11 protein-coding genes are annotated in these 12,413 nt (G+C 67.9%); 3 read left to right on the top strand and 8 right to left on the bottom strand.

Annotation, left to right across the window (positions count from 1 at the left end):
• Positions 1–41: 41 nt before the first annotated feature.
• Genes AC1DBN_RS12425 through AC1DBN_RS12410 form a run of 4 tightly spaced genes read right to left on the bottom strand, consistent with a single transcriptional unit; the run spans position 42 to position 4,771 of the window.
• Positions 42–1,436, bottom strand: coding sequence for a glycoside hydrolase family 32 protein (locus AC1DBN_RS12425; RefSeq protein WP_314215035.1), 1,395 nt, complete (start codon positions 1,434–1,436; stop codon positions 42–44).
• Positions 1,437–1,470: 34 nt separating this feature from the next.
• A complete protein-coding gene (locus AC1DBN_RS12420) occupies positions 1,471–2,376 on the bottom strand; it encodes a carbohydrate ABC transporter permease (protein ID WP_091723154.1) in 906 nt (301 codons plus the stop codon).
• A gap of 8 nt (positions 2,377–2,384) precedes the next feature.
• Positions 2,385–3,353 carry a carbohydrate ABC transporter permease gene (locus tag AC1DBN_RS12415; RefSeq protein ID WP_314215032.1) on the bottom strand — a complete coding sequence of 323 codons (969 nt, stop codon included), beginning with the start codon at positions 3,351–3,353 and terminating at the stop codon, positions 2,385–2,387.
• Complete coding sequence (locus tag AC1DBN_RS12410; protein ID WP_091723157.1) at positions 3,350–4,771, bottom strand: extracellular solute-binding protein; 1,422 nt, start codon at positions 4,769–4,771, stop codon at positions 3,350–3,352. Before AC1DBN_RS12410 ends, AC1DBN_RS12415 begins: the two co-directional genes overlap by 4 nt.
• A 155-nt stretch (positions 4,772–4,926) precedes the next feature.
• Between AC1DBN_RS12410 and AC1DBN_RS12405 the strand changes: the two genes are divergently transcribed.
• Complete coding sequence (locus tag AC1DBN_RS12405) at positions 4,927–7,023, top strand: penicillin acylase family protein (RefSeq protein ID WP_314215030.1); 2,097 nt, start codon at positions 4,927–4,929, stop codon at positions 7,021–7,023.
• Positions 7,020–7,610 (top strand): GNAT family N-acetyltransferase, encoded by a 591-nt coding sequence (locus AC1DBN_RS12400; protein ID WP_231994360.1) that lies wholly within the window; start codon positions 7,020–7,022, stop codon positions 7,608–7,610. Before AC1DBN_RS12405 ends, AC1DBN_RS12400 begins: the two co-directional genes overlap by 4 nt.
• A 12-nt stretch (positions 7,611–7,622) precedes the next feature.
• On the opposite strand, the gene AC1DBN_RS12395 is transcribed toward AC1DBN_RS12400, so the two are convergent.
• From AC1DBN_RS12395 to AC1DBN_RS12385, 3 genes are all read right to left on the bottom strand, one after another.
• Positions 7,623–8,372 carry a hypothetical protein gene (locus AC1DBN_RS12395; RefSeq protein ID WP_314215028.1) on the bottom strand — a complete coding sequence of 250 codons (750 nt, stop codon included), beginning with the start codon at positions 8,370–8,372 and terminating at the stop codon, positions 7,623–7,625.
• A 190-nt stretch (positions 8,373–8,562) separates the two neighbouring features.
• The gene (locus tag AC1DBN_RS12390) at positions 8,563–9,603 is read right to left on the bottom strand and encodes an NAD(P)-dependent alcohol dehydrogenase (RefSeq protein WP_091723164.1); all 1,041 of its coding nucleotides are present in this window, start codon (positions 9,601–9,603) and stop codon (positions 8,563–8,565) included.
• 111 nt (positions 9,604–9,714) lie between these two features.
• On the bottom strand, positions 9,715–10,122 hold the full coding sequence (locus AC1DBN_RS12385) for a (R)-mandelonitrile lyase (protein WP_091723166.1): 408 nt from the start codon (positions 10,120–10,122) through the stop codon (positions 9,715–9,717).
• A 138-nt stretch (positions 10,123–10,260) separates the two neighbouring features.
• Between AC1DBN_RS12385 and AC1DBN_RS12380 the strand changes: the two genes are divergently transcribed.
• Complete coding sequence (locus AC1DBN_RS12380; protein ID WP_056077776.1) at positions 10,261–11,145, top strand: helix-turn-helix transcriptional regulator; 885 nt, start codon at positions 10,261–10,263, stop codon at positions 11,143–11,145.
• 53 nt (positions 11,146–11,198) lie between these two features.
• Here AC1DBN_RS12380 and AC1DBN_RS12375 read toward each other — a convergent pair whose 3' ends face one another.
• Complete coding sequence (locus AC1DBN_RS12375) at positions 11,199–12,326, bottom strand: PQQ-dependent sugar dehydrogenase (RefSeq protein ID WP_349034694.1); 1,128 nt, start codon at positions 12,324–12,326, stop codon at positions 11,199–11,201.
• Between the last annotated feature and the right edge of the window lie 87 nt (positions 12,327–12,413).

Here is a 12,413-nt window from a genome sequence, read left to right as displayed (position 1 = left end):
CGATAGAACCGGACGTTGGCTGCCGGCGCTAGAGCCCAGCGCTAGGGCTGGCTGAGCTCCCACACGTCTGCCGCGGCGCCGGCCGGAAGCAGCAGCTGCCACTTCTCCCCCGCCGCCGGGTACGCGCGGAGGGTGGTGGCCACGGCCCCGGCGCGGTAAACCTCCACCAGCGAGGCGTCCACGTAGATCCGCAGTTCCTCCCCGTCGGCAAGGGGTCCGCTGAAGACGGTCTGTTGCCCGTCCCCGGCCGCCAGCAGGAGTTCGACGACGGCGTCCCCGGCGCCGGCTTCCAGCGCGCCGGCGGCGTGGGTCACCACTGCTTCCGCGAAGGGCGGCAGTTCCACGCGGCCCTCGGCCGAGCGGGCCACTTGGTCACCGCGGTAGGCCTCAATTTCCGGGGCCGGTGCTACCGCCAGCGTCCCGTCCACTACGGACAGCTCCCGCGGGAAGGTGAGCACCCCGGCCCAGCCCGCGGCGTCGATCTCTTCCTGGCTACGGCCACGGCGCCCGTCGCGGCCGGGCCCCTCGTTGGCCCAGCCCCACAGCAGGGCGCGGTCCTCCAGGGCAAGAACCTGCGGGGCGTAGAAGTCCCGGCCCTGGTCCGAGGATCCGCCGCTGCGGGGCGTGAATACCGGCAGTCCCGTGGCGGGGTCTTCGGTGAGCGAGCCGATCAGGTGGCCCACCCCATTGGCGTGCTCGTGGGCGTCGCCGGAGAGCCACAGCGAGAACATCGCCACCCAGGTCTCCGCGCCGGAGCTGTCCGGGACCCGCACCAGCTGCGGGCACTCCCAGATTTCAGCGGGGGTGAACTGCGATGCCACAGGGTTTTCCGTGGTGAGCCAGATGCCCTGGTACTTCCAGTCGGACAGGTCCTCCACCGTGTAGAGGAGCAGCGCAGCGTGTCCGTTCGCAAGGCCGGCGCCCTGCATGGCGTACCGCTTGCCGTTGAAACGGAAGATGAAGGGGTCCCGCACGGCCGTGACGTCCCCGCCGTCGGGCATCCGTGCCGCAACGTGCCCTGTCTGGTCCCAGTCCACCAGGTCCTGCGAACCGCGGGCGATGACCACCTCTGAGTGCCCGCCGTCGCCGCGGACGCCCGAGTACGCTGCGGTGGGGACACCGGCGTCGTCCGTCACCACGCCCGTCCAGCAGCCGTACTCGTCCGGCCCGCCCGGCTGGGGACGCAGCGCCACGGGGTGTTCTTCCCAGCGCATCAGGTCCGCCGAGCTCACGTGGCCCCAGGCGATCCGGTGGTGCCGGGCCGAATCCGGGTTGTACTGGAAGAAGACGTGGTACCGGCCGTTGATGAAGCTGATGCCGTTGGGATCGTTGATCCAGCCCTGGGCAGGACGCGGGTGGAACCGCGGGAAGGCTGCATCGGGGTGGGCGGCGGCGACGTCGTCGAAGGAGATGGCGGCGAGGTCCGGGGTGGGCATGGTGGAGCCTTTCAGGGTGGAGGAAGGGAGGAAGTTACTTGCCGGTGCCGGCGGTGAGGCCGGCCTGGAGTGCGCGCTGGCCGAACATGAAGACCACCAGCGCCGGGATCATGGACAGGACAACGCCTGCCAGGACCACCGAGATGCTGCCGGTGCCCAGGTTGCCCTGGAGCGAGACGAGGCCCAGCGGAAGCGTGAAGTTCTGTTCGGAGATGGTGAGGATGAGGGGCCGGAAGAACTCGTTCCAGTGGAAGTTGAACGCCAGGATCCCCACGATCGCCATGCCGGGCATGGCCAGCGGCGCGTAGACCGAGCGGAAGGTCCGCCAGGGTGAGGCACCGTCGATCGAGGCGGCCTCGGCCAACTCCGTGGGCAGTCCCAGGAAGTACTGCCGCATCAGGAAGGTGCCGAACGCCGTCGGGATGGCCGGCAGGATCAGCGCCAGGAGGGTATCGGACAGGCCCATGCCGCGGATCAGCATGAACACGGGCACGATGGTCACCTGCACCGGCACCATCATGGTGGCCAGCACGATGGAGAACAGTGCGCCGCGGCCCCGGAACTTCAGGTGGGCGAAGGCGTAGCCGGCCAGCGCCGCGGACACCATCTGGCCCACGGCGATCAGGCCGGTGACCAGGGCGCTGTTGAGGACCAGGAGGAAGATGTTCAGCTGCTGGAACACCTGGCCGTAGGACGTGAAGTCAGGGTTCCAGGGGATGAACGACGGCGGCAGCTTGAAGGATTCCGACGGCGACCGCAGCGAGGTGGACAGCGTCCACAGCACCGGTCCCAGGGTCAGGGCCGCGGCGATCAGCAGCAGGAGCACGCGGAGGGCGGTGTTCCAGCTGAACCTGCGCCGGTTGGTGCGGACGGCGGGGAGTCCCGCGGAGAGCCGGGGCGTGGGCCCGGAGGCCAGGCCGTGCTCAGTGGTGGTGGTCATGACTGGCCTTACTGGTAGAAGACGAATCGTTTGCTGAGCCGGAACTGCGCGGCCGTGATGGCCATGATGATCAGGGTGAGCAGCACGCCGATGGCGGATGCCTGGCCGAATTCGAGCCGCTGGAAGGCCGATTCGAAGATCACCATGACGGCGGTACGGGTCGAGTCGCCCGGGCCGCCCCGGGTGAGGACGTACGGCTGGTCGAACACCTGGAGGGCGCTGATGATGGCCATCACGGACGCCACCAGAGTGGTGGGGCTGAGCAGCGGAAGCGTCACGTGGAGGTGCTTGCGCCAACCGGTGGCGCCATCGATAGATGCGGCCTCGTAGGTCTCCACCGGGATGGAGGCCAGGCCGCCGATGAACAGCAGGAACGAGAAGCCGAAGTTCTGCCAGACGTAGACCAGGATCACGACGGCGGCGGACCCGCCGGGGGTGGTCAGCCACGGGACCGCAGGGATGCCCACCAGGGACAGGAGCCAGTTGACCACGCCGAACTGTTCGTTGAAGAGGTACCGCATGAAGATGGACACCGATGCTGCGGAGAGGATCAGCGGGAAGAAGAAGGCGGAGCGGAAGAACACCCGCATCCACGCCGGCATCTTCTCCTGCACCATGATGGCCAGCGCGAGGGCCAGCCCCAGCTGCAGGGCCACGGCCACCACCACGAACACGATGGTGTTCACGAACGACACCCGGACGGTGGGATCCTGCACCACTTCGGCGAAGTTGTTGAAGCCCACGAAGGACGGGGCCGAGATGATGTCCCAGCGGAAGAAGGCAAGGACCACGGACGCCACGATGGGGATCAGCGTGAACAGGCCCATGCCCAGGATGGTGGGGGCCAGGAAGACCCAGGCCAGCCAGCGCTGGCTGTGGCGGTTGCCGGGGGCGCCTTTCCTGCCCCGGGCCGGCGCGGGCTTGTCCGGCCGGGCTGCCTGCCGCGGCCTCTCCCGCGGCGGGATGGTGGTGCTCATGGCTGCCTCCTCAAGGCAATTTCAAGGTCGCGCTGCATCGATGCCAGGGCCTGCTTGAGCTGCTGTTCGTCGCCGCTGACGGCGAGTGAGACGTTCTTCATCAGGGCCGTTTCGACGGCGGCCTGCTGGGGCGGCGCCGGGATGGGGCCGGTGGTGGGGAACCTGTCCAGGGTGTCGTAGAAGACCTTCCAGTGCGCGGGTCCCTTGCCGGCGTAAAGCTTCTCGTTGACCATGGAGCGGCGGGCCGGCGTGGTGGCGGGGTTGGGGAAGATCAGTTCCATTGCCTCGCGGCTGGAGCTGAACTTGATCCATTCCCAGGCGGCGTCTTTGTCCTTGGCGGTTTTCATCATGGCGTAGCCGGCGGTGCCGAACTGGTGCCGTTGCGTCTTCCAGCGCGGGAAGAACTGGACATCGAAGCCGTCTTCGGCCATGCCTGCCTCGTGCAGGCCCTGCACCCAGTAGCCGCCGGCAGGCGTGGTGCCGATCCGGTTGGAGGCGAACAGTCCCACCAGGGAGTTGCCGCCGCCTTCTTCGGGGCGGACACCGAGACCGTCCTTGACCAGGCCGCGGAGGTAGTCGAAGGATTCGAAGACACGGTCATCGTTGGCGTTTGGTTCCAGCCACTGGTAGCCGCCGGAACGGAGGCTGCGGGAGGGATCGCTGGCGTAGAAGCCGTCCCAGAGCCAGTCTCCGCCGGTGGACCGGGTCTCTTTGAGGAAGCTGGTGTCGTTGGCGTAGAGCCAGGGCACCACGCCGCCGAAGAGCCGGTTGGTCCAGTAGTACGGGGTGAAGTCCGAGGGCCGGGCCTTGCGCATGGCGGCGAGGTTGCTGCGGAAATCGAGATGCGTCCAGTCGTCCGCGGGGCGGTCCAGTCCCGCTTCCGCGAACGCCGCGGTGTTGTAGTACATGTTGGCCGCGTTCCAGTCCATGGGGAGCTGGTAGAGGCTGCCCTTGTACATGAACGCTTCCACCAGGCTGGGGTGGACATCGGTGAAGAACTCCCGCATGTCCGCGGCGTCACGGCGGATGTAGTCGTCCAGCGGGTGGGCCAGCTTCTCGGCGAAGAGCTGGGCGCCTTCGGTGGCCACGTACACCACGTCCGGCGGGGTGCCGGCAGCCACCATGGTGAGGATCTTTGTGAAGAAGTCCTTCCAGTCCACGGCCTGGATGGCCTGGACCTTCACCTTGATATCCGGGTGGATGCGGCTGAAAGCGTCAATGGCTCGCTGACGGGCGGCGGCGTCCGCCGCGGTGCCCAAAATGGCGATGCTGAGGCTGTTGTCCCCGCGGCCGGGAATGTCCGTCCCGGAGAGCCGCGGCCACGACGCCACGGATGCTCCGATGATTCCAGCTCCCAGGGCACCAAGGGCGGTGCGGCGGGTGATTTGCCGCAGCTGCCCGTTTATGGCTCCGGTCATGTCTAGTTCCTTCCTAACACGTGTTAGGAACTGTAGACCTGCCACCTAACACGTGTCAAGCGTCACACAGCCTTCGCCTTCGAGAGTCATTTTTTGGGCAGTCCACGCCGGGGCCGTACCCTACTTAGGATTACCTAAGAAAAAGGATCCATTCAGTGCCTGTGACCTACCGCGACCCCTGGGGCATTCCGCATCTTCGCGCCGGCTCCGCGGATGAGTTGGCGTTCCTGCAGGGCAGTAACGCCGCAGCTGACCGTTCCTGGCAGATCGAGGTGGAGCGTTGGCGGTCCGAGGGCCGCACCGCCGAACACCTTGGCAGTGACGGCCTTTTGTGGGACAGGTTCGCCCGCCAGGCGCGCATCAATGACACCGCCCGCCGCTGCTTCGACAACCTGGACCGGGAAACGCAGCGCTGGGTCACGGCCTACGTGGACGGCGTCAACGACGCACTGTCCCGCGGACGCCGGCAGGCGCAGGAGTTCCGGGACACCGGCACCGAACCCGGACCGTGGGAGCCGTGGACCCCGCTGGGCGTCTTCCTGGTCCACCACATCCTGTTCAGCACGTTCCCGAACAAGCTCTGGCGCGACCATGTGGCCCACACGCTCGGGCCCGATGAGGTGGACCTGTTCAGTATCGAGGCGCCGGTGTGGGCCGGCAGCAACGCCTGGGCGGTAACTGGCGGTCTGACCGCCGGCGGCTCTCCCCTGTTGGCCGGCGACCCACACCGGCTCATGGAGCTGCCCGGCGTCTACCAGCAGGTGCGGCTTGCCTGCCCCGAGTTCGACGCCGTGGGGCTGGCTTTTCCCGGCGTTCCCGGGCTGCCGCACTTCGGCCATGCCGGCGCGGCAGCGTGGGCGGTCACCAACGCCATGGCCGATTACCAGGATCTTTACCGCGAGCAGTTGCGGCGGGACGGCGGGACCCAGCACGCCCTTGGCCCCGACGGCTGGGAACCGGTGGCGGCGGACCATGAGGAGCAGATCCGGGTCCGCGGCGGCGCCACCGAGGCGGTCCAGATTGTGGAGACCGTGCGCGGTCCCGTCATCACCAGCGGGTACGACGGCGGCACGTTGAGCCTGCGGATGCCCTCACGGGTTAGCGGACGGCTGGGTTTCGAGGCCCTCCTGCCGCTGCTGCGGAGCCGGACCGCAGTGGATGTGGAGGCGGCATTCGGCGGCTGGGTGGAGCCGGTCAACTGTGTCCTGGCCGCCGATTCGGGCGGCGGCGTCCGGCAGTTCGTGGCCGGCGCAGTCCCCGAGCGGCACCCCGGGAACCGGGTGCGCCCCGTGCCCGCCGAATCCCGGGAGCATCAATGTACCGGCGGCTGGGTGGCGCTGCCGGCCTCTGACGTGGAAAGGCTTGCGGTCAACGCCAACGACCGCGCGTCCGGCGGCGGCCGCCTGACCGGACTGGAGTTTGCCCCTGCGCACAGGGCAGACAGGATCCGCGAGCTGTTGGAGGAAGCAGGGAGCGGCCTCGATGCCGATGCCATGCAGCGCATCCATACGGACACCAGGCTGGGGTCCTGGCCCGCCTTAAGGGCAGTGTTGGAACGGTGCGGAAATGCCGCTCCCCTGTCGGCGGCAGCGGCGGACCTTCGCAGCAGCCTGCTCGGATGGGACGGTGACATGCGGGCGGACAGTTCCCGGGCAGCTTCCTTTGCCGCCTGGCGCTCGGCGTTCGTCCGCGCCCTGGCCTCCGCTCCCCTGCTGGCTCCGCTGGCCAAACCCGCGGGCCACTCGCCGCTGTTCAGTCCCTGGCTGGACCCGGTGTCCAGGGTGGGTTTTGCACTGGAAACCCTCGTGGCGAAAGGTGACGCCGCGGGCCTGGATGTGGCAGCAGCGGCGGCCGAGGCGCTCGAGGCGGCGGCAGCGTCGCCGTCGTCCGCGGCCTGGGGCAGCACCCACACTGTCCTGCCGCTGCACGCCTTGGCGGACCACCCGTCCGCCGGCGCAAAGGCACCGCGTGTCCCCATGACCGCGCTGTCCGGTGACACGGGCTGCGTGCTGTCCACCGAAAGCCTGCCTGGCGTCACCGATGCATCGTTCCGAGGACCGGTGGCCCGCTACGTATGGGACCTCGGCGACAGGTCACGGAGCAGGTGGGTGGTCCCGTTCGGGACGTCCGGAGATCCCGGAGATGCGAACTTCCTCAGCCAGCTGCCGCTGTGGGCCGCCGGCGAACTGCTGCCGGTCATCACGGACTGGGACCAGCTGAGCAGGGAGAACCATGACGAAGGAGAATCATGATGGGCACTGACGCTTCAGGCCGCACGAGTGAGGCCGTCTACGTGGAGGAGCTGGAGGGCCTGGGCATACTCAGGTTGTTCCGGCTGTCGCCGGAGGACGACGCGGACCTGATCCACAGCTGGGTGCGTGAGGAGCGGGCGAAGTTCTGGGGCATGAACGGCTGGAGCCGGGACGAAGTCCGGGATGTCTACCGGTTCCTGGACAGCCTGGACACCCATCACGGCTACCTGATGGTAGTGGATGGTGAGCCCGCGGGCATCTTCCAGACCTACGAGCCGCAGCACGATCCTGTGGGCGAGGTGTACCCGGCACGGCCGGGCGACACCGGCATCCACCTGTTCCTTGCGCCCACCGAAGATCCGGTGCCCAATTACACGCCGCGGCTGGTGGCGGGGCTGATGCGGTTTGCCTTGTCCGATCCGGCGAAGGACAGGGTGGTGGCAGAGCCGGATGCCCGGAACAGCAAGGCCATCAGCCGGCTGGCCGGTTTCGGGTTCGAACAGGGAGCCGTGGTGCAGCTCGCCGAGAAGGAGGCACAGCTGATGTTCCTGGGCCGGGCAGCGTTCGAGGCACGGACCGGGCTGTAACGCGCCGGAGTGCTAACCCGCCGGGCGGAGCGACGTGATCATGCGGCGGATGTCCTGGTATTCGGTGGTGTCCATGTATTTCCGGGCCTGCTCCAGGTACGGAAGGTTTTCTGCGCCCGGAGTCGCATTGTTGTCCGGGTTGTAGAACGCACCGAACATGGCGGCCGTGGGCGGCCAGGTGAAGAACTGGAAGATGGGGCAGGCCAGGTCGCCGGTGGGGGCAGCGGAAACGGTAATGCCGTAGGCCGCCGCCGGGGTGTTGGCCGGGCCTGGGGCGCTGCTGTTGCCGCGGGTTTCGAACACGAACCGCGGGACTGTTCCGGCCTGCGCCAGGGCAGGGAGCTGCTGGGACTCAAACTCGGTGAACGGATACTTCTCCGTGCAGGTGGAGCCGGTGGCCATGTTCGTCCGAAGCGTCGCCAGCGGTTTCCCGGCCTCGTTGGTGACCTCGGCGAAGGCCCCGCCACCTTCGGGCAGTTCCCCGGCGGGATCCCTGACGCTCCAGCCGGCGGGATGGTCGAACGCCAGCTGCCCGTCCGCCGTCGTAAACGTTGTCCAGGACTTTGCCGGGCTGGTGGTCATCGAGGTGCTGGTGGGCGTGGGCGCTGGTGGCGTAACGGTCCCGTCGGGCGGAACAGTGGTGACGGGAACGGATGCTGACGCCGTGGCTGTGGCCACCGGCGGGCTGGCCTGCTGTCCGCAGCCGGCCACGGCCACGGCGGCCAGAACCAGGACGGGCAGCAGCCCGCGGAACGTTTTCATGACACCCTCCCCTTGTCCCGGAAAATGTGTCCTTCAATTGTGGGGCTGCTTCCCCGTTTTGGGCCGGGCTGCGGAGGATTGCAGCCCAACCGTTGCGCCCGGTAACGAGGGGGTCTAAGCCACTGCCGAGCATTAACGCCGAACGGCGGCCGCGCTCCTTTCGGAACGGGCCGCCGCGCGCGTTTGCTGGTTAGAAAGTGGCGGTATCGATCACGAAGCGGTAGCGGACGTCCGATGCCAGGACGCGCTCGTAGGCGTCGTTGATCTTTTCGGCCGGGATGACCTCGATCTCGGCACCGATGCCGTGCTCGGCGCAGAAGTTGAGCATCTCCTGGGTTTCGCGGATGCCGCCGATCATGGAGCCGGCGAAGGACCGGCGTCCGCCGATCAGGGCGAAGGCGTTGACCGGGAGCGGTTCGGCGGGGGCACCAACGTTGACCAGTGCGCCGTCGAGGGTCAGCAGCTGCAGGTAGGAGCTGATGTCGATCGAGGCGCTGACCGTGTTGATGATCAGGTCGAAGTGTCCGGCGAGTTCGGAGAAGGTGTTCTCGTCGCTGGTGGCGTAGTACTTGTCGGCGCCCAGGCGGAGGCCGTCTTCCTGCTTCTTCAGGGACTGCGACAGGACCGTCACCTCAGCGCCCATGGCGTGGGCGATCTTGACGGCCATGTGGCCGAGGCCGCCCAAGCCGACGACGGCGACCTTCTTGCCGGGGCCGGCACCCCAGTGGTGCAGCGGTGAGTAGGTGGTGATTCCGGCGCACAGCAGCGGGGCGGCGACGTCGAGGTCCAGGCCTTCGGGGATGGTCACCACGAAGTCTTCGGTGACGACGACGTGGGTGGAGTAACCGCCCTGGGTGATGGTGCCGTCGCGGTCAACGGCGCCGTAGGTACCGACGTTGCCCTTGAGGCAGTACTGCTCCTCGCCCTTCAGGCAGTTCACGCACTCGCGGCAGGAGTTCACCATGCAGCCGACGCCGACGCGGTCGCCGACCTTGTGCTTGGTGACCTCGGAGCCAACCTCGGTGACGATGCCGGCGATTTCGTGGCCGGGGGCCAGCGGGTACTGTTGGGGGCCCCAGTCACCGCGCACGGTGTGGATGTCGGAGTGGCAGATGCCGGCGAACTTGATGTCGATCAGGACATCGTGGGGTCCGACTTCGCGGCGTTCAATGGTGGTTGCAACCAGGTCCTCGGTGGCGGACGGGGATGCGTATGCCTTGACGGTGGTCATGGTTCTCCTGTGCTTCTTGGGGGGATCTCTAAAATGCTACCGGCGCTAGCTGCGTGGAATCTGTGAAACGGGCCTGCCTCGGTGGCCCTGTTGTACCTAGTACTGGCAGTCCTACCCTTGGCGGCCTTCGAACTGTTCGTCCGTGATGTGCTCAGCCCAGGCGGTGGTGGCGGCCGGATCCTCATCGTTTTCGAGGATGGCGATGTGTTCCATGAAGGTACCGTTCGCCGAGGCGTGCCAGTGTTCCTCCCCCGGCGGCGTGTAGAGGGTCTGGCCGGGGTGTACTTCAATGATGGTGCCGTCGCGGCTGCCGAAGCGGGCCACCCCGGAGGTGACGTGCAGGTACTGGCCGCGGGCGTGGGAGTGCCAGGCCGTGCGTGCTCCGGGGGCGAAGCGGACCTTGGCGACGACGGCGCGCTGCTCGGGTCCGTTCGGGGCAGCGATGAGGTCCACCCAGACGTCACCGGCGAACTGCTCCGGCGGGTTCTTGACGGTTTCGCGTGCTGGTTCGATGTTCATGGTGTTTCCTTCCGCCTCGGGGCTTTACTTGCCTTCCATTCATCAAACCGGGTCCGAGGAGCGGTAGCGAGGGCCCTGCTGTAACGGGTTATGGCAGACCCTCCTTAGGGCCCGGGCATTCGTCGTAACGTGTCCTGTATGGATAACCGAGCCGAGGTACGGCAGTTCCTTTCCACCCGCCGCGGGCGCATCACGCCCGAACAGGCAGGCATTGAGCCCTACGGCGGGCGGCGGCGGGTGCCAGGGCTCCGCCGGGAGGAAGTGGCCAGGCTGGCCGGCGTCAGCGTGGACTACTACACGCGCCTGGAACGGGGGAACCTGACGGGGGTTTCGGACAGCGTGCTGGATGCCATCGCCGGTGCGCTGGAACTGGACCGTGCCGAGCACGACCACCTCTATGACCTTGCCCGCACCGCCAACACGTCGGGGCGCAAACGTGCCGCCACTGCTCCGGCGGCGGGGGTGCGCCCGGAGCTGCAGTACCTGCTGGACACCATCACCGGAGCGCCCGCGTTCATCGGCAACAACCGTCTGGACATCGTGGCCGCGAACACGTTGGGGTACGCGCTGTACTCGGACATGTACCGGGTTCCCGCCAGGCCTGCGAACCATTCACGGTTCATCTTCCTGGACCCCAGGGCCCACACGTTCTACACCGATTGGGAGCGGGCAGCGAACACCAATGTGGCCATCCTGCGGCGCGAGGCGGGGCGGAACCCGCACGACAAGGGCATTGCCGAACTCATCGGCGAGCTGTCCATGCGCAGCGACGAGTTCCGCACCCGGTGGGCTGCCCACAACGTCAGGCGCCACTACGCGGGGACCAAGTTTTTCCAGCACCCCGTGGTGGGCCTGCTGGAACTGAACTACCAGGTCCTGGGGCTGGAGGAAGACCCCGGGCATTCCCTGACGGTTTATCCGGCCACCCCCGGCAGCGCCTCGGACCAGGCCCTGAAGCTGCTCGCGTCCTGGGCGGTGACGGAGAACATCGTGGAACTGGCCCACGCGGGCGCCCGGAACTGACCCGGCATCAGGACCGGCGGTGCCCGCCGCAACGGGCCCCAACCTTGTAGGTGCTATCCCAATGGAACGGCGAGGATCCGGTCGTCGCCCTGCCGTGGGCTGCCCCGCCCGTCGGTGTTGTTGGTGACCAGCCACAGCTTGCCGTCCGGTGCCACCGTGACGTCGCGGAGCCGGCCGAACTCCCGTCCGAAGTGCTCGCCAGAGGTGGACGGATCCGAAACCGGAACGGACCGCAGCACCTGCCCGCGCAGGTTCGCGATGAACAGGGTCCCGCCGGTGTGGACCATCCCGCTGGGGCTGGCCGAACCTGGCTGCCACTGCTGCACCGGGTCCACGAAGCCGTCCCGGTCCGCGATGCCCTCCACCGTGGGCCAGCCGTAGTTCGCTCCGGCGGTGATGATGTTGAGCTCGTCCCACGTGTTCTGCCCGAACTCCGTGGCGAACATGGTTCCGTCATCAGCCCAGGCGATTCCCTGCGGGTTCCGGTGTCCGTAGCTGTAGACGAGGGATCCGGGGAAGGGGTTGCCGGCTGGAACGGTGCCCTCGGGCGTCATCCGCAGGATCTTTCCGGCCAGCGCGTCCCGGTCCTGGGCGTCATTCCGCCGCCCGGCATCCCCGGTGGTCACGTACAGCATGCCGTCGGGCCCGAAGGCGATCCGGCCGCCGTCGTGGTTGCCAGCCGCCGGGATCCCGTCCAGGAGGGTCCGCGGCTGCCCCAGGGACAACGAGCCACGCGTACCGGTGACCGGGAAGCGTTGAACACGGTTGCCGTCCTCCGCCGTCGAGTAGACGAAGAGGTCACCGCCGTTGCCCACGGCGAGGCCGAGCAGACCGGCTTCCCCGCGGGCGGCCACGCCGTCCACGGTGCCGATGGACCGCGCCGAGCCGTCCGCGGCAAGCTCCAGGATCCGGCCGCTGTTGCGTTCGCTGACCAGCGGAACGCCGTCGCGGAACACCACCGACCACGGAGCCTCCATGCCGGTGGCCACCGGCTGCGGGGTGCCCGCGATGGTGGCTGCCACGGTGGGCGATGGACTGTCCGCAGTGGAGGAGGCCGGAGAGGACGGTGCCGGTGCAGACGAAGTAGGGGAAGCCGGCGTTCCTGTTGCAGGCGGGGGCGACTGGTCCACCGTGCACCCTGCCACGGCCACCAGGGTGGCGGCGAGCGCTGCGGCAACCATGAACCGCACCGACAGGGCAGCGGACGGTGCACGCCGGACAGGTTGATGCGCTTTCACCACAGGCCGGCGTGTAGTCATAGGTAGATC

The sequence above is a fragment of the Pseudarthrobacter sp. 10T415 genome, from assembly GCF_056394175.1.
The sequence above is the reverse complement of the archived record's forward strand: the minus strand, read 5'-3'. Positions and strand labels throughout refer to the sequence as shown.